The sequence below is a fragment of the Streptomyces sp. NPDC012888 genome (assembly GCF_042900645.1).
Classification (GTDB): Bacteria; Actinomycetota; Actinomycetes; order Streptomycetales; family Streptomycetaceae; genus Streptomyces.
This window is the reverse complement of record NZ_JBIBBM010000006.1, coordinates 243,062-262,808: the sequence shown is the minus strand read 5'-3', so window position 1 is coordinate 262,808 and position 19,747 is coordinate 243,062. Positions and strand designations below refer to the sequence as shown.

Annotated in this window: 17 protein-coding genes; 9 read left to right on the top strand and 8 right to left on the bottom strand. The window is 73.9% G+C overall.

The features are described 5' to 3' along the window. Positions 1–135 precede the first annotated feature (135 nt). Both ACFY61_RS13500 and ACFY61_RS13495 read left to right on the top strand, forming a co-directional pair. Positions 136–1,476 (top strand): SWIM zinc finger family protein, encoded by a 1,341-nt coding sequence (locus tag ACFY61_RS13500; protein WP_389470959.1) that lies wholly within the window; start codon positions 136–138, stop codon positions 1,474–1,476. Positions 1,477–1,685: 209 nt separating this feature from the next. Beyond that, on the top strand, positions 1,686–3,236 hold the full coding sequence (locus ACFY61_RS13495) for a DUF5691 domain-containing protein (RefSeq protein ID WP_389470956.1): 1,551 nt from the start codon (positions 1,686–1,688) through the stop codon (positions 3,234–3,236). Between the two features lie 63 nt (positions 3,237–3,299). On the opposite strand, the gene ACFY61_RS13490 is transcribed toward ACFY61_RS13495, so the two are convergent. After that, a complete protein-coding gene (locus ACFY61_RS13490; protein WP_389470954.1) occupies positions 3,300–3,707 on the bottom strand; it encodes a cobalamin B12-binding domain-containing protein in 408 nt (135 codons plus the stop codon). 194 nt (positions 3,708–3,901) lie between these two features. Between ACFY61_RS13490 and ACFY61_RS13485 the strand changes: the two genes are divergently transcribed. Beyond that, on the top strand, positions 3,902–4,705 hold the full coding sequence (locus tag ACFY61_RS13485) for an esterase/lipase family protein (RefSeq protein WP_389470952.1): 804 nt from the start codon (positions 3,902–3,904) through the stop codon (positions 4,703–4,705). Positions 4,706–4,924: 219 nt separating this feature from the next. Continuing rightward, positions 4,925–6,520 (top strand): peptidoglycan DD-metalloendopeptidase family protein, encoded by a 1,596-nt coding sequence (locus ACFY61_RS13480; protein ID WP_389470950.1) that lies wholly within the window; start codon positions 4,925–4,927, stop codon positions 6,518–6,520. Here the strand turns inward: ACFY61_RS13480 and pcrA are convergent. Continuing rightward, positions 6,517–9,018 (bottom strand): DNA helicase PcrA, encoded by a 2,502-nt coding sequence (pcrA, locus tag ACFY61_RS13475; RefSeq protein ID WP_389470947.1) that lies wholly within the window; start codon positions 9,016–9,018, stop codon positions 6,517–6,519. The genes ACFY61_RS13480 and pcrA overlap by 4 nt on opposite strands. A gap of 81 nt (positions 9,019–9,099) precedes the next feature. On the opposite strand from pcrA, the gene ACFY61_RS13470 reads away from it, so the two are divergent. Both ACFY61_RS13470 and ACFY61_RS13465 read left to right on the top strand, forming a co-directional pair. Then, positions 9,100–9,453 carry a hypothetical protein gene (locus ACFY61_RS13470; protein WP_389470946.1) on the top strand — a complete coding sequence of 118 codons (354 nt, stop codon included), beginning with the start codon at positions 9,100–9,102 and terminating at the stop codon, positions 9,451–9,453. A gap of 107 nt (positions 9,454–9,560) precedes the next feature. Further along, positions 9,561–10,616: an NlpC/P60 family protein gene (locus ACFY61_RS13465; protein ID WP_389470944.1), complete on the top strand. Its 1,056-nt coding sequence runs from the start codon at positions 9,561–9,563 to the stop codon at positions 10,614–10,616. 68 nt (positions 10,617–10,684) lie between these two features. Here the strand turns inward: ACFY61_RS13465 and ACFY61_RS13460 are convergent, their stop codons facing one another. Together ACFY61_RS13460 and ACFY61_RS13455 are read right to left on the bottom strand one after the other, a co-directional pair. Beyond that, positions 10,685–11,380 (bottom strand): LuxR C-terminal-related transcriptional regulator, encoded by a 696-nt coding sequence (locus tag ACFY61_RS13460; protein ID WP_389470942.1) that lies wholly within the window; start codon positions 11,378–11,380, stop codon positions 10,685–10,687. Beyond that, positions 11,377–12,675 (bottom strand): PspC domain-containing protein, encoded by a 1,299-nt coding sequence (locus tag ACFY61_RS13455; protein WP_389470939.1) that lies wholly within the window; start codon positions 12,673–12,675, stop codon positions 11,377–11,379. Before ACFY61_RS13455 ends, ACFY61_RS13460 begins: the two co-directional genes overlap by 4 nt. Positions 12,676–12,818: 143 nt before the next feature. Between ACFY61_RS13455 and ACFY61_RS13450 the strand changes: the two genes are divergently transcribed. Both ACFY61_RS13450 and ACFY61_RS13445 read left to right on the top strand, forming a co-directional pair. Next, positions 12,819–14,138 carry a PspC domain-containing protein gene (locus ACFY61_RS13450; protein ID WP_389470936.1) on the top strand — a complete coding sequence of 440 codons (1,320 nt, stop codon included), beginning with the start codon at positions 12,819–12,821 and terminating at the stop codon, positions 14,136–14,138. Next, on the top strand, positions 14,125–14,349 hold the full coding sequence (locus ACFY61_RS13445; RefSeq protein ID WP_389470933.1) for a hypothetical protein: 225 nt from the start codon (positions 14,125–14,127) through the stop codon (positions 14,347–14,349). Before ACFY61_RS13450 ends, ACFY61_RS13445 begins: the two co-directional genes overlap by 14 nt. Here ACFY61_RS13445 and ACFY61_RS13440 read toward each other — a convergent pair. The 4 genes from ACFY61_RS13440 to guaA all read right to left on the bottom strand — a co-directional run bounded on the left by ACFY61_RS13440 (position 14,295) and on the right by guaA (position 18,769). After that, complete coding sequence (locus ACFY61_RS13440; protein ID WP_389470931.1) at positions 14,295–14,804, bottom strand: DoxX family protein; 510 nt, start codon at positions 14,802–14,804, stop codon at positions 14,295–14,297. The genes ACFY61_RS13445 and ACFY61_RS13440 overlap by 55 nt on opposite strands. A gap of 24 nt (positions 14,805–14,828) precedes the next feature. Further along, positions 14,829–16,094 carry a hypothetical protein gene (locus ACFY61_RS13435; RefSeq protein WP_389470928.1) on the bottom strand — a complete coding sequence of 422 codons (1,266 nt, stop codon included), beginning with the start codon at positions 16,092–16,094 and terminating at the stop codon, positions 14,829–14,831. A 112-nt stretch (positions 16,095–16,206) separates the two neighbouring features. After that, positions 16,207–17,001 (bottom strand): class II aldolase/adducin family protein, encoded by a 795-nt coding sequence (locus ACFY61_RS13430; protein ID WP_389470927.1) that lies wholly within the window; start codon positions 16,999–17,001, stop codon positions 16,207–16,209. A gap of 187 nt (positions 17,002–17,188) precedes the next feature. Continuing rightward, positions 17,189–18,769, bottom strand: a complete 1,581-nt coding sequence (guaA, locus tag ACFY61_RS13425; protein ID WP_389470924.1) for a glutamine-hydrolyzing GMP synthase — start codon at positions 18,767–18,769, stop codon at positions 17,189–17,191. Positions 18,770–19,071: 302 nt separating this feature from the next. Here guaA and ACFY61_RS13420 point away from each other — a divergent pair, with 302 nt between their 5' ends. Beyond that, positions 19,072–19,347 (top strand): chorismate mutase, encoded by a 276-nt coding sequence (locus tag ACFY61_RS13420; protein WP_389470921.1) that lies wholly within the window; start codon positions 19,072–19,074, stop codon positions 19,345–19,347. The last annotated feature ends 400 nt before the right edge of the window (positions 19,348–19,747 follow it).

Here is a 19,747-nt window from a genome sequence, read left to right as displayed (position 1 = left end):
GGGTCCCCCTCCAGGCTCGGCAGCCGCTTCACGACTGCTGTGACCACGGTGCACCACCCCACTGACAACGCCCTTTGTTCGAACCGTTGTTGCAGGTCAGAGTGATTGTCAGTGGGGGTCCGTACGGTGGTTCCCATGAATGCGCAGGACGTCCGCTGGACAGCGGAACAGGTACTGGCCCTGGCTCCTGACGACACGTCACGGAAGGCCGGGGCCAAGCTCGGTGGAGCGGGCCCCTGGTCGGCGACCGGAGGTTCCGCTTCCGGTGCGGTGTGGGGGATGTGCAAGGGCAGCGGCAGCACGCCGTACCGGACGGTCGTGGACCTGTCCGGGCCGGCGTACACCTGCTCCTGCCCGAGCCGGAAGTTCCCGTGCAAGCACGCCCTGGGGCTGCTGCTGCTCTGGTCGGCGGAGGGCTTCGGGGATCCGGCCGAGGCGCCGGACTGGGCCGGGGGGTGGCTGGCCGCGCGGGCGGCGAAGGCCGCGGCCCGGACCGCTCCGGCCAAGCCCGTGGACGCGGAGGCGGCCCGGAAGCGCGCCGAGCGGCGCGCGGCCCGGATCGACGCCGGCGTGACCGAGCTGGAGCAGCGCCTGGCCGACCTGCTGCGCGGCGGACTGGCCGGGCAGGAGCAGGCGGGATACGGCGCGTGGGAGGAGACGGCCGCCCGGATGGTCGATGCACAGGCGCCCGGACTCGCCGCGCGGGCCCGGGAGTTGGGGACCATACCGAGCTCCGGCGCGGGCTGGCCCGGCCGGATGCTGGAGGAGTGCGGGCTGCTGCACCTGCTGGACCGGGCCTGGCTGGGGGTCTCCGGGCTCCCGGAGCCGCTGGCCGCCACGGTCCGGGCGCGGGTGGGTCTGACCGCGGCCGCGGAGGGGGCGGCCGCGGTCAGGGACCACTGGCTGGTGCTCGGGCAGTACGACACGGTCTCCGCGGACGGCCGGCTGATCACGCGGCGGATCTGGCTGCGCGGCCGGGACAGCGGACGCACCGCCCTGGTCCTCGACTTCGGTCCGCCGGGCCGCCCGCCGCAGCTGGCGCTCCCGGTGGGCCTGGTGCTGGAGGCCGAGGCCCGGTTCCGGGCCGGCTCGGCCGGCCTGCGGGCCGACCTGGGCGAGCGGTACGCGGCTCCGGCACCGCACCACGGTCCGCCGCCGGGGGTCCGGCCGGGCGCGGCGCTCGACGCGTACGGGACCGCCCTGCTGGAGGACCCGTGGCTGGAGTCCTGGCCGGTGGTGCTGGAGGGGGTGGTGCCGGTGCCGGGCGAGCTCGGCTGGCGGCTGGCCGACCCGGAGGCCGGGGAGGCCCTGCCGGTGCGGACCGCCGGGGGGCGGCCCGCACCGGCGGGGCTGTGGCAGCTGGCCGCGCTGTCCGGGGGCGGTCCGGTGACGGTCTTCGGGGAGTGCGGACACCGGGGCTTCACCCCGCTGACGGCCTGGCAGCCGGGGTCGGCGGAGCCCGTCGCCCTGGGCTGACCGGCCGGGGCGCGAGGGGCGGAGCAGGACAGGACCGGGAACCGGGGGGACCGGGGGGCCGGGTGGAGCGAGCAGACGGGGGACCGTGAGCGACAACCACGCGACGTGAGCGGGCCGGCCGGGCCCCGCGGAGGGGGCGGGGCCCGGCCGGTGGACGATCCGAGGGAGGGGCAGTGGTGCACGGGCAGGCGACGGAGGGGAACGGACACGTGGACGCGGTGGAAGAGGACTGGGAGGCCCTGGTCGGCACGGCCCTGCTGGGCACCGAACGGCGCCGGGGCGGGTCTCCGGAGGCACTGCTGGACGCGGCCGCGGTGCAGGCGCTCCGGCGGCGTGCCGGACTGCGGCCCGCCGGGGCGGGCGCGCTGCCGGAACCGGCGGCGCCGGATCCGCGGCCCGAGCCGCCGGAGCCCGCCCGGCGGCGGCTGGCCGAGCTGCTGGCCGGCCGCACCGGTCCGGGCGGCTCCGGCCGGCGCGGGACGGCGCCGGACCTGACCGAGCTGCTGCCGCAGTGGCTGGCCGCGGCCGCCCGCCACGGCTACCGGGCACCGGCCGCGCAACTGCCGGCCCTGCTGGACGCGGCCCGTGCCCGCACCGACCTGCGGCCGCAGGCGCTGGCCCTGGCGGGGAGCCGCGGGCACTGGCTGGCCCGGCTCAACCCGGAGTGGCGGTTCGCACTGCGCGCCCGAGCCGGCGGCGCGGACCGGCCGCACCCCGAGGACGCGGAGGGAGTGGACCGCCTCTGGCAGGAGGGCCTGTTCGCGGAACGGGTCGCCCTGCTCGGAGCGGTACGGGCGTACGACGCGGCGGCCGCCACGCGGCTGCTGGCCACCACGTGGGCGACGGAGCGGGCCGAGGACCGGCTGATGTTCCTGGACTCACTGCGAGCCGGCCTGTCGGACCGGGACGAGCCGTTCCTGGAGCAGGCGCTGGGCGACCGCAGCCGCAACGTCCGTGCCCTCGCGGCCGAGTTGCTGTCGGCGCTGCCCGGGTCGGCGCTGGCGGCCCGGATGGCGGAGCGCGCGCTGGCCTGCGTGGGACCGGAGGGGGTGGAGCCGCCGGCCGCGTGCGACGCCGGGATGCAGCGGGACGGGGTGGTCAAGCGCCCGCCGGCCGGGCGCGGCGAGCGGGCGTGGTGGCTGGGGCAGCTGGTGGAGGCGGCCCCGCTGGGGTGCTGGCGGGACCGGTTCGGTGGGCTGGGGCCGGCGGAGATCGTGGCGCGGCCGGTCGCCGACGGCTGGGCGGAGGAACTCCACGCCGCCTGGTGCCGGGCGGCGGTCCGGCAGCGGGACCCGGAGTGGTCGAAGGCCCTGCTGGGTCCGGCGAGCGCGCCGCCCGCCGCCGGACCGGGCACGGCCTCGCTGGCGGAGCGCGCCAAGCTGCTGGAGACCCTGGAGGAGGGGGAACGCGCGGCCTGGGTGGCCGAGTTCGTCCGGTCCCACGGCCTCTCGGAGGCGTTCCAGCTGCTCGGGGTGTGCGCGGTGCCGTGGGCCGAGCCGCTGGGGCGGGCGGTCGTGGACGCCCTGGACGCGGCGAGACGGGCGGGCAGCTACCCGTGGAGCTTCAGCGGGGTGATGGGCCTGGCGGAACGGTGCCTCGACCCGGCGGAGGCCGGGCGACTGGAACCGCACGCCGCGGCCCCGGAGGAGCCCGCCGAGGCGTCGCCCGGCGCGGCGGCGTACTGGGCGGAGGCGTTCCAGCGGCTCGTCGCCACGCTACGGCTCCGCCAGTCCATGCTCGCCGAACTCGCCCCGGCCTGACCACGGCACGCGCCCGGGCGTCCGGGCGCCCGGCCCGTCAGGGGAAACGGGAGGGGAGGGGGGTCAGGCCGCCCGGGCGATGTTGGAGCGGACCCAGTCGACGATCGCCGTCGTGGTGGCGCCCGGCGTGAAGATCGCCGCCACGCCCTTCTCCTTCAGCGGCGGGATGTCCTCCTCCGGGATGATGCCGCCGCCGAAGACCTTGATGTCCTCCGCGTCGCGCTCCCTGAGCAGTTCGAGCACCCGCACGAACAGCGTGTTGTGCGCGCCCGACAGGATCGACAGGCCGATCGCGTCCGCGTCCTCCTGGATCGCGGTGTCGACGATCTGCTCGGGGGTCTGGTGCAGGCCCGTGTAGATGACTTCCATGCCCGCGTCGCGCAGGGCGCGCGCGATCACCTTCGCGCCGCGGTCGTGGCCGTCGAGACCCGGCTTGGCCACCACCACACGGATCGGACCGGTCACACCCATCGCACTGCCTCCCGAGTGAACGAACGTTAAGTACAGCATCCCGCACGACACCGTTTCGCGGTCAACCGGGAGGGGGAAATCACAGAACAAGCACCGTACGGGGCGCCACGACACCGTGCCGACAGCCGCGCGGCACGGTGTCGTGGCGCTGCGACACGGGGGTGCGGCGCTGCGGGGGGAGGTGTCCGGTGGGTATGTCCGTCCCGCTCTCCGTGCCCGCGTCCGGCGCGGCCCTGCGAGCCGCCGTGCTGGAGCTGCTCGTGCTCGCCGGCCATCTGCTGCTGTACCCGTCGGGGGCGCGGCAGGAGCGCCCGGCTCCGGTCTCCGGAAACGGAACCTCCGCCGGCGCCGGCTCCGTGGCCGTACGGCCGCCGGTTCTGCTGCTGCACGGGTTCAGCGACAACCGCTCCGTCTTCGTGCTGCTGCGCCGTGCCCTCGGTGCGGGCGGCCGCCGGGTGGAGGCGTACAACTACTCGCCGCTCACCGTCGACCTGCGGGCCGCCGCCCAGCTCCTCGGCCGGCGCGTCGAGGAGCTCTGCGCCGGTTCCGGACAGGACCGCGTGGACCTCGTCGGCCACAGCCTCGGCGGTCTGGTGGCGCGCTACTACGTACAGCGGCTCGGCGGCGACGCCCGGGTCCGCACCCTCGTCACCCTCGGCACCCCGCACGCGGGTACCACCGTCGCCCCGTTCCTGGACGCGCACCCGCTGGTCCGGCAGATGCGCCCCGGTTCGGCGGTGCTGGCGGAGCTGGCAGCGCCGGCGCCCGGCTGCCGCACCCGATGCGTGGCGTTCTGGAGCGAGTTCGACGAGCTGATGGCCCCGACCGCCAGCGCCCGGATCGACCATCCCGACCTGATCTCCGAGAACGTGCAGGTCACCGGGATCGGGCATCTCGCGCTGGCCGTGCATCCGGCGGTGATCGAGGCGGTCCGGAGGGTCCTGGACGGTCCCGTCCGCCTGTCCGGCGCGCCCCCGGGGGCCGCTTCCGTCGCCTAAGCGGAATCAACCGGAGTCGAACAGATTTCGAACTCAGGGCCAAGGCTCGTCCTGGGCGCGACCGAAAGACGGCCGAATGCCCGGTTCCTGAAGACCCGGAACCCGCCGAAGATTGTCGTCGCCCGGAACCGCCGGGTACAGTCACGCCACTGCTCTCCTCCGGGGTAACCAGGTCCCCGGCCACCCAGGCCCCCCACTGCCGAGGCGAAAGAGAAGTTGGTGAACGACCGCCCCTTGTCGGGCCAGTACCCGGTTTCCGGGTATGACGGCCTTTCCACCAGCTCTTTCACCGGCGATCTGGGCTACGGCTCCTACGAGACGCAGGCCCAGGGCTTCGACTACACCGCCGGTTTCGACGCCTACGGCAACGGCTACGCGACGCCGGACGCGAGCGGCGTCTACGACACCACCGCCTGGTCCGCCGCGATTCCCGCGCAGGCCGCCCCCGAGGACACCACGGGCCAGTGGTACGCCGCCGGTTACCAGCCCGCCGCGTTCGGCTACGACGCCTCCCAGGAGCAGACGGGCCACTGGGCGGTGCCCGGGTACGCGGCCACGGCCGGCACGGAGACCGGGGCGTACGACGCCACCGCCTGGAACACCGTGGCGCAGGAGGAACTGCCGCAGCAGTACTCCTACGGCTACGACCAGCCGCAGGACACCGCCGTCTTCGAGCCCGTCGCGCCCGGCGTGCAGGGCCCGGCCGCGGACGGGTTCGCGTTCCAGGAGACCGCGTTCTCCCAAACGCCCTTCGCCGAAGCGCAGTTCACCGACGCGCCGTTCGCCGGGGCCCCGTTCAGCGAGAGCCCCTTCTCCGAACCCTCGTTCCCCGAGGCCCCGTACGGCGACGCGCCGTACGACGACGAGGCCCCCTACGCCGACGAGCTCCCGGAGCCCGGCGCACTGCACGCCGCCGAGACCCAGACCATGCCGCAGCAGCCCGCCGCCGACACGGCCCCCGGGCCGCGGGCCGCCCGCCGGGCCGCCGCGAAGAACACCAAGGTCTCCAAGACCAGCGGCGCGGGCAAGACGGGCGCGGGCAAGGGGGGCGCGGGCAAAGCCGGCGCCGCCAACAGCCGCCGCCGGACCCCGGCGAAGCGTTCCGCCCTGCTGACCGTGGCCGTTCCCTCCGTGTGCGTGATGGGTGTGGCGGGTGTCGCCGCCGCCTCCGTCGGGGGGCTGACCGACGCGCAGAAGCCGGTCGAGGAGACCAAGACCCTCGCCGCCGCCGATCCGGCGTCCATCAAGCCGGTCGCCGCGAACAACAAGCTGGACACCCAGCTCACCGCGCTCAGCGCCGACGCCGGCGACTTCGCCGACCGTGCCAGCCGCACCCAGGAGCGCATCGACCTCCGCGTGGCCCAGGAAGAGGCCCGCAAGAAGGCGGCGGAGGAGGCGGCCCGCAAGGAGGCCCTCCGCCCGAAGTTCGCGCTTCCGGTCAAACAGCACGGCCTGAGCGCCTCGTTCGGACAGTCCGGCGGCATGTGGATGTCGGTCCACACCGGGATCGACTTCCCCGTCGGCTACGGGACCCCGGTGATGGCCGCCACCGACGGCGTCGTGCGCACCCAGTACAACAGCGCCTACGGCAACATGGCCATAGTGACCTCGCCCGACGGCACCGAGACCTGGTACTGCCACCTCAGCAGCACGAAGATCCGCTCGGGCAAGGTCAAGGCCGGCGACGTCATCGCCTACTCCGGCAACTCGGGCAACTCCACCGGACCGCACCTCCACTTCGAGGTACGGCCCGGCGGCGGGTCACCGGTCGACCCGACCTCGTGGTTCCGCAGCCACGGCCTGAACCCGAACTAGAGCTTCTCCACCGGCGCGTAGCGCAGCAGCAGCCGCTTCGGCTTGGCGTCGCCGAAGTCGATCGTGGCCTGCGCGTCGGCGCCCGCGCCCTTGACCTCCATGACCGTGCCCAGGCCGAACTGGTCGTGGGTGACCCGGTCCCCCACCGCCAGGGAGATCACCGGCTTCTCCGAGGCCCGCCGGGTCGCGAAACCGGACGGACCGGTCTTCTTCCGCGACGAGGACAGGAAGGCCTCCGGCGAGGTGCCGAACGAAGTGCCGCCCGAGCCGCGCCCGGCCGACAGGGGTCCTGCCGGCTTCTGCGACGCACCGGTCCGCTTCCACGACAGGTACTGGTCGGGGATCTCCTCCAGGAACCGCGACGGCGGGTTGTAGGAGGGGGTGCCCCAGGCACTGCGCATGCTCGAGCGGGTCAGGTAGAGCCGTTCGCGGGCGCGGGTGATGCCCACGTACGCCAGCCGCCGCTCCTCCTCCAGTTCCTTGGTCTGGCCCAGCGACCTCATGTGCGGGAAGACGCCGTCCTCCATGCCGGTCAGGAAGACCACCGGGAACTCCAGGCCCTTGGCGGTGTGCAGGGTCATCAGCGTGATGACCCCGGAGCCGTCCGGGTCCTCGTCCGGGATCTGGTCGGAGTCCGCGACCAGGGCGACCTGCTCCAGGAACTCGGCGAGGGTACCCGGCCCCTCCGTGCTCTCCGTCCTGGCCTGCTCGAACTCCAGGGCCACGGCGGCGAGCTCCTGGAGGTTCTCGATCCGGGTCTCGTCCTGCGGGTCGGTGGAGGCCTGGAGTTCGGCCAGGTAGCCGGTGCGCTCCAGGACCGCTTCGAGGACCACGGCCGGGCCGGCGCCCGAGTCGACGATGGTGCGGAGCTCCTCCATCAGCACGTTGAAGCGCTTGACGGCGTTGGTGGAGCGCGCGGCCATGCCGTACGCCTCGTCGACGCGGCGCAGCGCCTGCGGGAAGGTGATCCGCTCGCGGGCCGCGAGGGCGTCGATCATCGCTTCGGCCCGGTCGCCGATGCCGCGCTTGGGCACGTTCAGGATGCGGCGCAGCGGGACGTTGTCCTCGGGGTTGGCCAGGACGCGCAGGTAGGCGAGGACGTCCCGGACCTCCTTGCGCTCGTAGAAGCGGACGCCGCCGACGACCTTGTAGGGCAGGCCGACGCGGATGAAGATCTCCTCGAAGACGCGGGACTGGGCGTTGGTCCGGTAGAAGACGGCGACGTCCCCGGCCTTCGCGTCGCCCGCGTCCGTCAGCCGGTCGATCTCGTCGGCGACGAACTGGGCCTCGTCGTGCTCGGTGTCGGCGACGTAGCCGACGATGCCGGTGCCGGTGCCGGCCTCGGTCCACAGGTTCTTGGCGCGGCGGTTCTCGTTGCGCTCGATGACCGCGTTGGCGGCGGAGAGGATCGTCTGGGTGGAGCGGTAGTTCTGCTCCAGCAGGATCGTGGTGGCGTCCTTGTAGTCCTCCTCGAACTGGAGGATGTTGCGGATGGTCGCCCCGCGGAAGGCGTAGATCGACTGGTCGGCGTCGCCGACGACGCACAGCTCGGCGGGCGGCAGGTCGGGGTAGCCGGGGCCGACCAGCTCGCGGACGAGGGTGTACTGGGCGTGGTTGGTGTCCTGGTACTCGTCGACCAGGACGTGCCGGAAGCGGCGCCGGTAGTGCTCGGCGACGTCCGGGAACGCCTGGAGCAGGTGCACCGTGGTCATGATGATGTCGTCGAAGTCGAGCGCGTTGGCCTCGCGCAGCCGGGACTGGTACATGCCGTAGGCCTGCGCGAGGGTCTTCTCGAACCCTCCCCCAGACTCCGTCCGGGAGGTACCCCCAGCGGCCTGGTCGGCGAAGGCCTCGGCGTCGATCAGCTCGTTCTTCAGGTTGGAGATCTTGGCGCTGAACGACTTGGGCGGGTAGCGCTTCGGGTCCAGGTCGAGGTCGCGGCAGACCAGCGCCATCAGGCGCTTGCTGTCCGCCGCGTCGTAGATCGAGAACGACGAGGTGAAGCCGAGCTTCTTGGACTCGCGGCGCAGGATGCGCACGCACGCGCTGTGGAAGGTGGAGACCCACATGGCGCCGGCGCGGGGGCCGACCAGGCCCTCGACGCGCTCCTTCATCTCCCCGGCGGCCTTGTTGGTGAAGGTGATCGCGAGGATCTGGCCGGGGTGCACGTTGCGGGCGGCCAGCAGGTGGCCGATGCGGTGGGTGAGCACGCGCGTCTTGCCCGAGCCGGCGCCGGCCACGATGAGCAGGGGGGATCCGGCGTGCACCACGGCGGCCCGCTGCTGCTCGTTCAGCCCGTCCAGCAGGGCCGCCGGATCGATGACGGGCTTCTCGGAGCCGTTCCGGTAGTAGCGGTCCCCGCTCAGGGGCGCGTCGAAGCGACCTCCGAAGAGGTCGTCGGCGCCCTCCTCCGGGGCGTACTCCTCGGGCGGGGGCGGCGGCTCCTCCTCGGAGGGGGTGAGGTCCGCCAGGAAGCTGTCGTCAAAGAGGCTACTCATCGCCTTCCGAGTCTAGGGGGCGCCGCCGACAGCCGGGGGCCGCCGGGAAAAGCCGTGGGGGCCGCCCCGTACGCTCATCGCATGGACGTACTGATCAATGTCTTCGTCGGCCTGCACATCATCGGTATCGCCTCGCTGCTCGGTGGGTTCCTGACCCAGATGAAGGCGATGGGCGCGGGTACCGCCCGGTTCACCCCGGCGATGCTGCACGGCGCGCTGACCATGCTGCTCACGGGCGTGGCGCTGGTCGGTTTCCGGGAGATGGAGGGTGACGGGCCGAACCACATCAAGATCGGCGTGAAGCTCGCCGTGCTGTTCGTCGTCCTGGCGCTGGTCTACGTCAAGCGGGACGAGGAGCGGGTGGAGAAGGCCCTGTTCGGTGCGGTCGGCGGACTGACCATCCTCAACATCTTCATCGCCGTTCTCTGGAAGTAACGTCCCTACACACCGATCGGTCACATCCGATCAGTTCGGATCATCTCCTCATCGGCCCGTTACCCGCGGGTCTAGCGTCCTCCCCCAAGACGAACGGAAGGACGCACGTGGCCAGTCATCGAAAGCCCAGGCAGCGCCCACTCTCCGGCGGCACGGTCCGCTCGGTCCGCACGGCCGCCACCCTCGCCCTCGCCGGCGCTGCCACCGCCACCGCGTTCGAGGGCACCTCGCAGGCCGAGCCCCGCCCGACCCCGGCGCAGGTCAAGGCAGAGGTCGACCGGCTGTACGAGGAGGCCGAGGCCGCGACCGAGCGGTACAACGGGGCGAAGGAGAAGGCCGACCTGGCGCAGCGGTCGCTGACCGGGCTGCGCGACGAAGCGGCACGCAGGACCGACCGCCTGAACACCGCCCGCAACGCCCTGGGCTCACTCGCCGCCTCGCAGTACCGCAGCGGCGCGCTCGGCCCGGCGATGCAGCTCGTCCTGGCCGACAGCCCGCAGGAGTACCTGGACCGGGCGGCCCTGCTGGAACGCGCCGGCGACCGGAAGGCCGTCGAGATCGCCACCGTGCGCCGCCGGCTGGAGGAGGTCGGCGCGCTGCGGGAGCAGGCCGCCGGCCGGCTGGCCGACCTCCGCGAGCAGCAGGCCGAGCTCGCCCGGCACAAGCGCACCGCCGAGGCCAAGCTGGACGAGGCCAAGCGGCTGCTGGCCCGGCTCACCGCCGAGGAGCGGGCCCGGCTCGTGGCCGAGGACCCGCACTCCGGCCCCGCGACCGCTCCCCCGCCCGCCGCCCGGCCCGCCGCACCCGTCCGGAGCTCGCGCGCCGCCCGCGCCGTGGCGTTCGCGTACGGGGCGATCGGCAAGCCCTACGTCTGGGGGTCGACCGGCCCCGGCTCGTTCGACTGCTCGGGCCTGACCCAGGCGGCCTGGCGCTCGGCCGGGGTGTCGCTGCCGCGCACCACCTACACCCAGATCAACGCGGGACGGCGCGTCTCCCGCTCCGAACTCGTCCCTGGTGACCTGGTCTTCTTCTACTCCGGGATCAGCCACGTCGGCATGTACGTCGGCAACGGGCAGATGATCCACGCCCCGCGCCCGGGCTCCACCGTCCGCCTGGCGCCGATCGACTCCATGCCCTGGGCGGGCGCGAGCCGCCCGGCCTGACCGGCCGGGGGCGCGGCGGGGCGCGGCAGGCCGGTCAGCCGGTAGCGCGGCCCCCGCTCAGCCGGCCGTCACACCAGCCGGCGGGCCGTGGCCCACCGGGTCAGCTCGTGCCGGTTCGACAGCTGGAGCTTGCGCAGCACCGCCGACACGTGCGACTCGACCGTCTTCACCGAGATGAACAGCTGCTTGGCGATCTCCTTGTACGCGTACCCGCGCGCGATCAGCCGCAGTACCTCCCGCTCCCGCTGCGTCAGCCGGTCCAGGTCCTCGTCCACCGGCGGCGCGTCCGTCGAGGCGAAGGCGTCCAGCACGAACCCGGCCAGTCGCGGGGAGAACACCGCGTCCCCGTCCTGCACCCGGAAGACCGAGTCCACCAGGTCCGTGCCCGTGATCGTCTTGGTGACGTAGCCCCTGGCGCCTCCGCGGATCACGCCGATGACGTCCTCGGCCGCGTCCGACACCGACAGCGCCAGGAACCGCACCGGGTTCTCCGCCGCCGCCATCAGCGGTGCGCAGCGCCGCAGCACCTCGACGCCGCCGCCGCCGGGCAGGTGCACGTCCAGCAGGACCACCTCCGGGCGCGTGGCCGTGATGACGGTGACCGCCTGGTCCACGTCGGCCGCCTCGCCGACCACCTCGACCCCGGTCCGCGCCGTCTCGCCGATCTCCGCCTGCACACCCGTGCGGAACATGCGGTGGTCGTCGACGAGCACCACCCGCACGTGCCGGCCCTGGCCCTCCTGGCTCCGGGTCTCCTCGGTCATTGCGCGCTCGCCGCCCTCTCCATCTCCAGCTCGACTTCCGTGCCGCCGCCGGCCGCGGACCGCAGCCGGGCGGTCCCGCCGTTGCGCTGCATCCGGCCGATGATCGATTCTCGTACGCCCATCCGGTCCTGCGGTACCGCGTCGAGGTCGAAACCCGGCCCCCGGTCGCGTACCGACACGAACACCGTGCGCCCCTCCACCTCGGCGAAGACCTGGACGGGTCCGCCCCCGCCACCGTACTTGGCCGCGTTCACCATCGCCTCGCGCGCGGCCTGGAGCTGCGCGCCCAGCCGCTCGTCGAGCGGGCAGTCGCCGACCACGACCACCTCGATGGGCACGCCGTGCAGGTCCTCGACCTCGGCCGCGGCCCGCTTGACGCCCTCGGCCAGAGAGGCCGGCTCGTCCGCCTCGTCCTTGCCGGTGCCCTCCGGCTTGTACAGCCAGTTCCGCAGCTCCCGCTCCTGCGCGCGGGCCAGACGGCGCACCTCGCCGACGTCCTCCGCGTTGCGCTGGATCAGCGTGAGGGTGTGCAGGACGGAGTCGTGGACGTGCGCGGCCACCTCGGCGCGCTCCTGGGCGCGGATGCGCATCAGCCGCTCCTCCGACAGGTCCTGGGTCATCCGGATCAGCCAGGGGCCGGCGAGCAGGGCTATGCCGACGAGCACCGCGAGCGCGGCGGTCAGCACGTTGCCCAGCTGCGCGGCCGAGCCGCGTACGACGACGAACACGGTCAGGCCCACGCCGACCAGCACCACCCCGGCCACCGCCCGGCCCGCCTGGAGCAGGCGCGCGTTGCGCCCCCCGGCGGCCGTCCAGTGGGCGCGGCGGGCGTTGTCGGCCTGCCGCCACACCAGCACCACGCCGGCGCCGACCAGCAGGGTGGGCCACAGGTAGCGGCCGGAGTCCCCGCCGGCCTGCACCTTGGCCCCGAAGGTCGCCATCCCCGCGGCGAGCACCAGCAGCGCGACGACCTGCCCGGTGTCGGGGGTACGCAGCCGCCGCCGGCCGTCGGGCAGCGTCTCGAACAGGGAGCGGCCGGCCGGCTTGCCGCCGACCCCGAGCGGGACGAACACCCAGAACGCCGCGTAGAGCAGGACGCCCAGCCCGTCACCGAAGAGGAACAGGCCGAAGAAGGCCAGCCGGACCCAGAGCACGGGCAGCCCCAGGTGTCCGGCGAGGCCGCGCGCGACCCCGCCCAGCATCCGCCCGTCGGCACTGCGGTAGAGCTTGCGCGCGGGCTGCTCCTCGGCGTCGGGGGCGTGCGGGTTCGAAGGTGCTGCGGTTCCTGCCGGCATGCCCCGATGGTCACACGCCCGCGGCCCCCGGCACATCGGGGCTGGCCCCCGGGTTTCCGGCGGGTGTCCTCGGGGGTTTCTCAGGGTCCGGCCAGGGTCGGGCCGGATTCCGGGGGGCCGTGGCCGCCCTTCACCATGGACGCATGACCGAAGCCCAGCACTCCCCGCCTGCGGACCGGGATCCGACCGCCGACCGCCCTCCGCTGCGCCGCGTCAAGCGCGACAAGGTCGTCGCGGGCGTCTGCGGCGGCCTCGGCCGGTACTACGACCTCGATCCCGTGGTGTTCCGGATCGTGCTCGGCGTGCTCGCCCTCACCGGCGGCCTCGGTCTGATCTTCTACGGCTTCGCCTGGCTGTTCCTGCCCCTGGACGGCGAGGAGGAGAGCGAGGCGAGGAAGCTGCTCACCGGCCGGATCGAGGGCGGCACCCTGGCCGCCGTGCTGGCCGCGCTGGTGGGGTGCGCGGTCTTCCTGACGATGCTGGACAACAACGGCATCGGCTTCTTCTCGGTGCTGGTCATCGTGGCCTTCGCGGGCGCCGCGCACTGGTCGCAGCGCCGCCGGGGCGCGCCCGCCGCGGGGGCCGCGGGCGCCGCCGAGGCCGAGCCGGCCGGGGACCGGCCCCGGGTCGACGCCCCTCCGGAGGCGCAGGCCCCGCCCGTGCCCGGTTCGCCGTCGTGGTGGCGGGACCCGCTGGTGAAGGACGGGGCGCCGGGCACCGGCTACCTGTGGGGGCCGGCCGGCCCGGACACCGCCGCGGCCGGCCCGCCGCCGGGTTCGGGCGGCCCGCACGCCGAGGGCGGCCCGCCGTCGTCGCGCGGCCCCCGCCGGCCGCGGAGCCGGCTGGCCTGGCACGTGTTCGGCGCGGCGCTGACCGCCGGCATCGCCGGTGCCGCCGCGAACTGGCAGGGCGAACCCCTCGGTCACGCCCTGCAGATGGGCCTGGCCTGCGCGCTCGCCGTGTTCGGCCTGGGCCTGCTGGTGAGTTCCCTGTTCGGCCGCACCGGCCTCGGCACCGTACTGCTGGCCCTGGTGACGGCGGCGCTGCTGGGGGCGGCCGCCGCTCTGCCCCGGGACATCGGCACCGACTTCCGGCAGGTCGACTGGCGGCCGGCCGCCGTCGCCGAGGTCCGGCCCTCGTACGCGGCGGACACCGGCCTGGCCACCTTGGACCTGAGCCGGCTGGACGTGGCCAAGGGCACCAGGCTCGGCGTGAACGCCGCCATCAGGGCGGGCCGGCTCAAGGTGATCCTGCCCCGCGAGGTCACCGCCGAGGCCGACGTCCGGATCCGGGTCGGCGACATCCAGATGCCCGGTGACCGCGCCGACCGCATCGAAGGCGTACGCGACCAGCGCCGGACGGCGACCCTGCCGCCGGCCGCCGGCACCGAGGCCGGCGGGACGATCGAGCTGCACCTGACCGCGGGTGTGGGACAGGTGGAGGTGGCCCGTGCGACGTCATGAGTTCCAGCCGGGACGGCTGGTCGCGGGTGTGGTGCTGCTGGTCGCGGGCCTGCTCTACCTGCTCGACGCGACCGGGGAGTCCGACGTGCCCTGGTGGCTGGTCGTGCCGATGGCCGTGGGCGGGCTGTCCCTCGCGGCCGTCCTCGGCCTGATCACCTACGCGGTGCGCCGGGACCGGCGGGCCCGGAGCAGCGAGTCCAGCGACCAGTAGGCGGCCCCGGCCAGCAGCAGCGGCAGCCAGGCCATCAGGTAGACCAGGTCGTTGCCGTAGTAGTACGGGGTGACCTGCCAGCTCACGGTCAGCCACAGGCTCAGCGAGATCAGCGCCCCGCCGGCGGCCGCGACCCGGGCGAACAGCCCGGCCAGCGTGCCGAGCCCGACCAGCAGTTCCCCGACGGCCAGCAGCACCGCGAAGCCGACCGGGGACCTCAGGGCCAGGTCGACCAGGCCGGGGACGGCGGAGGTGTCGCGCACCCCCCGCATCAGGTTGCCGATGGACCCGTCACCGGAGGCGGACAGGAAGGCCGGGTCGAACAGCTTGTCCAGACCCGCGTAGACGAAGGTCACACCGAGGAACACGCGCAGCGGCAGCAGGGCGTACCGGGCGGCCCGGCTCCGCGGGTCGGCGGGCGGGGCGGCCGGGGCCTGGAGTTCGGTTCGGGTCACACGCCATGTGTACCGCGATACCCGTCAGTCGGCCACGTCGATGGTGCAGCGGTTGGACTCCACACCGGCGGCGGTCACCACCTGCACCTCGGTCCGGCCGGGCTCCACCTCGGCCGGGACGGGCACCACCAGCACCGTGTCCGAGGGGTTGCTGAACCCCCCGGCGACCGGCACCAGCGGCACGTGCACGTGCACCGCGCCGATCCGCACCACCAGGCAGGCCAGCATCTCCGGCGTCTGGGCGCCGGGCGGCAGGAAGCCCACCCCGCGGATCTCGATGTCGTCGCCGGTCCGCACGGCCGAGTCCAGGTCGCCCGGTTCGCGGGTGCGCACCACGGACAGCACCAGGGGGCGGCTGCCCTCCGCGTACTTGGCGGCCAGGTAGACCGCGGCGGACAGCGCGACCAGCAGGGCCAGCGCCCACGGCAGCCGGGGCAGCCGGTCCGGGAAGCGGGCCAGCGAGACCGCCGCGTAGGCCAGCACCACGGTGGCCACCAGCACGTACTGGGCGTCGGGGAAGCTGCCCCGCCCGGAGTCGTCGGTGAGCAGGTCCGCGCCGCGCGGCCGGTCGGCGGGCAGCTTCTGCAGCCGCTGGGCCAGGATCCGTACGGCCACCACCCGGCGGACGAGTACGGCCACCCCGGAGGTCAGCGCGACCACCGCGAGCAGCGGCAGGGCCCGGGACAGCTCCAGACCCGCGTACAGCGCCTGCCGTTCCGCGCCGGGCCCGGAGGCCGCCAGCCGCAGGGCGGGCAGCAGCGCCGCGAAGGCGGTGAGCAGCAGCCAGGCGCAGGCCACCGCCTTGGAGGTGGACAGCCGGTTGTCCTCGCCGACCATCGGGGCCAGCAGCCCGCCGCGCAGGGTCTGGGCGCGGGCGGCGACGGTGAGCAGGCCGGCGAGCAGCAGCGCGGCCAGCAGGCCGGCGGTGCGGGCGGTGGACCAGCCGGTGCCCAGCGCGGTCCCGACCTGGACCAGCAGCAGGACGCCGGCGGCGATCCAGACGGCGAGCACCGCCCGCCGGGACAGCAGGTACAGCCAGGAGTGCCCGGCCTCGCGGCCGCGGTCGGCGACCGTGCGGGCGGAGAGCGTCAGCTCGTCGGACACCCACTGGCGGGAGGCGCCGGCGGAGCGGGCGACGGCGGCGGGCAGCCCCTGGCCGGCGGCGAACTCGTCGCGCAACTCCTGGAAGGCGAGGGCCGCGCGTCTGTGTCCTTCGCGGGCACCGTGCGGGCAGTCGTCGCAGGTGCAGGCGCCGCCGTGGGTACTTCGGTGGATCTCTTGGACAGCCACGAGCGTGCCGCCTCTCTCACTACCGTGCAACTACCGGGCAATGCCTGCGAATTGTGCACCACTGCGGCAGTGCTCCGGATTCCGCACGATGTCAGAGCAGGTGATTGTCCGTTCATGATGTTGACGCCAGGCTCCGGCGGAGCGGTTGGTAGCTGACCCAGGCCGCGAGGTCGGTGCCGAACCGCTCGCGCGTGGCGACGGCGCTGCGGTGGTCGAGGAGCACCGGCTTGCCGGCCGCCCGGGCGAGCAGCTGCACCCGGGCCGCGCGTTCCATGGAGACCAGCCACCAGGCGGCCGCGTCGACGGTGGCGCCGACCGTCAGCAGGCCCCTGTTGCGCAGGATCAGCGCCTTGCGGGGGCCCAGCGCCAGTGCGACGCGCCGGCACTCCCCGGGGTCGCCGGCGACCGCCGTGTACTGGTCGAGCAGGGCGTGGTCCTCGTAGAACGCGCAGGCCTCCGGGCCGATGGGGGCGAGCAGCTCGCCCAGCGCGGCGAGCGCCCGGCCGTGCGGGGTGGGGGTGTGGACGACGGCCACCACGTCGGGGCGCGCCCGGTGGACGGCGGCGTGCACCGCGAAGGCGGCCTCGTTGACCCGCCGCCCGCCGTCGAGCACCCGCCCGTCGCCGTCCACGAGCAGCAGGTCCCCGGAGGTCAGCTCGGCGAAGGCCCGGCCGAAGGGGTTCACCCAGTAGCAGTCCCGGTAGGCGGGGTCGCGGGCGGTGACGTGGCCGGCGACGCCTTCCTCGTAGCCGAGCGCGCCGAACAGCCGCAGGGCCTCGGCGAGCCGCTCCTTGAGGTGCTCCCGCTCCTCCCCGGGGCCGGTGAACCGCGGCGGCAGGTCGAACGCCAGCCGCTCCACGGGCACGGGGTCCGGCGGCGCGGCCGCGGGCGGGGTCGGTTCGGCCATGGTCGCCCCTTCCTCTTCCTCGGCCACGCCTCGTCGGGGCGCAAGGTACTGGCCCGGGCGCGAGGAGGACAGAGGCGTGCAGGGACGGAACGCCCGCAGGGGCCGCCCGTGCAGGGCGCGGAGACGACGGTGCCGCCGGCCGGCCCCGAGGCCGGACGGCGGCACCGTCACGCGGGGTGCGGGACCCCTACTCCCACTCGATGGTGCCCGGCGGCTTGCTGGTGCAGTCGAGCACCACGCGGTTCACGTCGGGGACCTCGTTGGTGATCCGGGTGGAGATCTTCGCCAGGACCTCGTACGGCATGCGCGTCCAGTCGGCGGTCATCGCGTCCTCGGAGGAGACGGGGCGCAGCACCACGGGGTGGCCGTAGGTGCGACCGTCACCCTGGACGCCGACGCTGCGGACGTCGGCGAGGAGCACGACCGGGCACTGCCAGATCTCGCGGTCCAGGCCGGCCGCGGTGAGCTCCTCGCGGGCGATCGCGTCGGCCTCGCGGAGCAGGTCCAGGCGCTCCTTGGTGACCTCGCCGACGATGCGGATGCCGAGGCCGGGGCCGGGGAAGGGCTGCCGCTGGACGATCTCCTCGGGCAGGCCGAGTTCCTGGCCCACCATGCGGACCTCGTCCTTGAACAGCTGGCGCAGCGGCTCGACGAGCTCGAACTCCAGGTCCTCGGGGAGGCCGCCGACGTTGTGGTGCGACTTGATGTTGGCGGTGCCGGTGCCGCCGCCGGACTCGACGATGTCCGGGTAGAGGGTGCCCTGGACGAGGAACTCGACCGGGCTCTCGTCGGGGGCCTCGGCGATGATCTCGGCCTGGGCCTGCTCGAAGACCCGGATGAACTCGCGGCCGATGATCTTCCGCTTCTCCTCGGGGTCGGAGACCCCGGCGAGGGCGCTGAGGAACCGGTCCTGCGCGTCGACGACCTTCAGCTGGACGCCGGTCGCGGCGACGAAGTCCTTCTCGACCTGCTCGGTCTCGTTCTTGCGCATCAGGCCGTGGTCGACGTAGACGCAGGTGAGCTGGTCCCCGATGGCCTTCTGGACCAGGGCCGCGGCGACCGCGGAGTCCACGCCGCCGGACAGGCCGCAGATGGCGCGCTTGTCGCCGACCTGCCGGCGGATCGCGGTGATCTGCTCCTCGACGATGGAGCCGGTGGTCCAGTTCGGCTGGATGCCGGCGCCGCGGTAGAGGAAGTGCTCCAGGATCTGCTGGCCGTGCGTGGAGTGCATCACCTCGGGGTGGTACTGCACGCCGTACAGCTTCTTCTCGTCGTTCTCGAAGGCGGCGACCGGCACCACCTCGGTGGAGGCGGTGACGGTGAAGCCCTCGGGCGCCGCGGAGCAGGCGTCGCCGTGCGACATCCACACCGACTGGTGCTCGGGGGTGCCCTCGAAGAGGGTGGATCCGGCCTTGGTGACGGTCAGGGAGGTGCGGCCGTACTCGCGGGCACCGGTGTTGTCGACGGTGCCACCGAGGGTGGTGGCCATCAGCTGGAAGCCGTAGCACATTCCGAAGACCGGGACGCCGGCCTCGAAGAGGGAACGGTCGAGCTGAGGGGCACCCTCCTCGTACACGGAGGACGGGCCGCCGGAGAGGATGATCGCCTTGGGGTTCTTGGCCAGCATCTCGGCCACGGGCATCGTGCTGGGCACGATCTCGCTGTAGACCCGGGCCTCACGGACGCGGCGGGCGATGAGCTGGGCGTACTGCGCGCCGAAGTCGACAACGAGGACGACGTCCGGTGCGGCGGGGGATGCGACTGGCACGGGGCGGCCTTCCGGCGGAAAGAGGGTGTTGTGTTGTCGATTCTAACGGGGGAGCCACCCGAGGCTTCGTCTCACCATCCGAACCTGCTTGGCCCCGGCGGTGGCGGCGGGCAATAATCGCTGCCATGCGCGAGCAGCTGAGCTTCCTCTTTACCTATGGCACCGGTCGGTCCGGTCGCCATGGGTCCGCGTGATGCTCGCCTGAGCCGCAGACTTCCGAGAGCGCCCCGGTCCGACAGGACCGGGGCGCTCCGCGTTTCCCGCTCCTGCCGGCCCACGTCCGAGAAACCGCAGGAGAGACCATGACCACCGCCACCGCCACCGCCGCCACCGCCCCCGAGCAGCTGATCGCCGACTCCCGCGCCCGGATCGACGCGATCGACGACCGGATCATCGGACTGATCCAGGAGCGGATGGCCGTGTCCGCCGTGATCCAGGAGGCCCGGATCTCGTCGGGCGGCCGCCGGGTGCACCTGTCCCGCGAGATGGAGGTGCTCGCGCACTGGCGGGACGCCCTCGGCAAGCCGGGCACCTCGCTGGCGATGACCGTGCTGGAGCTGTGCCGGGGGCAGGTCTGAGCCTCCGCCGCACGTCACCGGGCGCGGGTGCGCGTCACCCGTCCGGGCCGTGACCGCCTTCGGCGGGCGTCGTTGGTGAGGTTGTCACGCGTGGCTCCGCCGGAGCGATGAGACGCACGGCCCGTGGACCGTACGTCGTGGGACCTCGCTCCGGCGCGTGACCGGACGGCAGGGGACAGCAGCCCGGTCACCCATGAGGACGGCCGGCTCCGGGGACGCCCGGGGCCGGCCGTTCCCTCGCGCCGGACGGCCGGTGCGGCTCCCGCGGCTTCCGCCGGGACCGCGCTCCCCCTCCGAGCGCGGTCCCCGCGGACCGCACCGTTGAGACAAGCGGTCGGCGCGGAAGGTTGTACGGGATCACCGGCCATCCGTCCGGAAACCGCCGTGATGCCGATCACAC

What these genes read in the sequence shown, in the direction of transcription:
- pcrA (WP_389470947.1), bottom strand. Translation starts at nt 9,018, where the DNA reads ATGAGTAGCCTCTTTGACGACAGCTTCCTGGCGGACCTCACCCCCTCC.
- ACFY61_RS13455 (WP_389470939.1), bottom strand. Translation starts at nt 12,675, where the DNA reads ATGCCGGCAGGAACCGCAGCACCTTCGAACCCGCACGCCCCCGACGCC.
- ACFY61_RS13460 (WP_389470942.1), bottom strand. Translation starts at nt 11,380, where the DNA reads ATGACCGAGGAGACCCGGAGCCAGGAGGGCCAGGGCCGGCACGTGCGG.
- ACFY61_RS13450 (WP_389470936.1), top strand. Translation starts at nt 12,819, where the DNA reads ATGACCGAAGCCCAGCACTCCCCGCCTGCGGACCGGGATCCGACCGCC.
- ACFY61_RS13500 (WP_389470959.1), top strand. Translation starts at nt 136, where the DNA reads ATGAATGCGCAGGACGTCCGCTGGACAGCGGAACAGGTACTGGCCCTG.
- ACFY61_RS13485 (WP_389470952.1), top strand. Translation starts at nt 3,902, where the DNA reads ATGTCCGTCCCGCTCTCCGTGCCCGCGTCCGGCGCGGCCCTGCGAGCC.
- ACFY61_RS13430 (WP_389470927.1), bottom strand. Translation starts at nt 17,001, where the DNA reads ATGGCCGAACCGACCCCGCCCGCGGCCGCGCCGCCGGACCCCGTGCCC.
- ACFY61_RS13490 (WP_389470954.1), bottom strand. Translation starts at nt 3,707, where the DNA reads ATGGGTGTGACCGGTCCGATCCGTGTGGTGGTGGCCAAGCCGGGTCTC.
- ACFY61_RS13470 (WP_389470946.1), top strand. Translation starts at nt 9,100, where the DNA reads ATGGACGTACTGATCAATGTCTTCGTCGGCCTGCACATCATCGGTATC.
- ACFY61_RS13420 (WP_389470921.1), top strand. Translation starts at nt 19,072, where the DNA reads ATGACCACCGCCACCGCCACCGCCGCCACCGCCCCCGAGCAGCTGATC.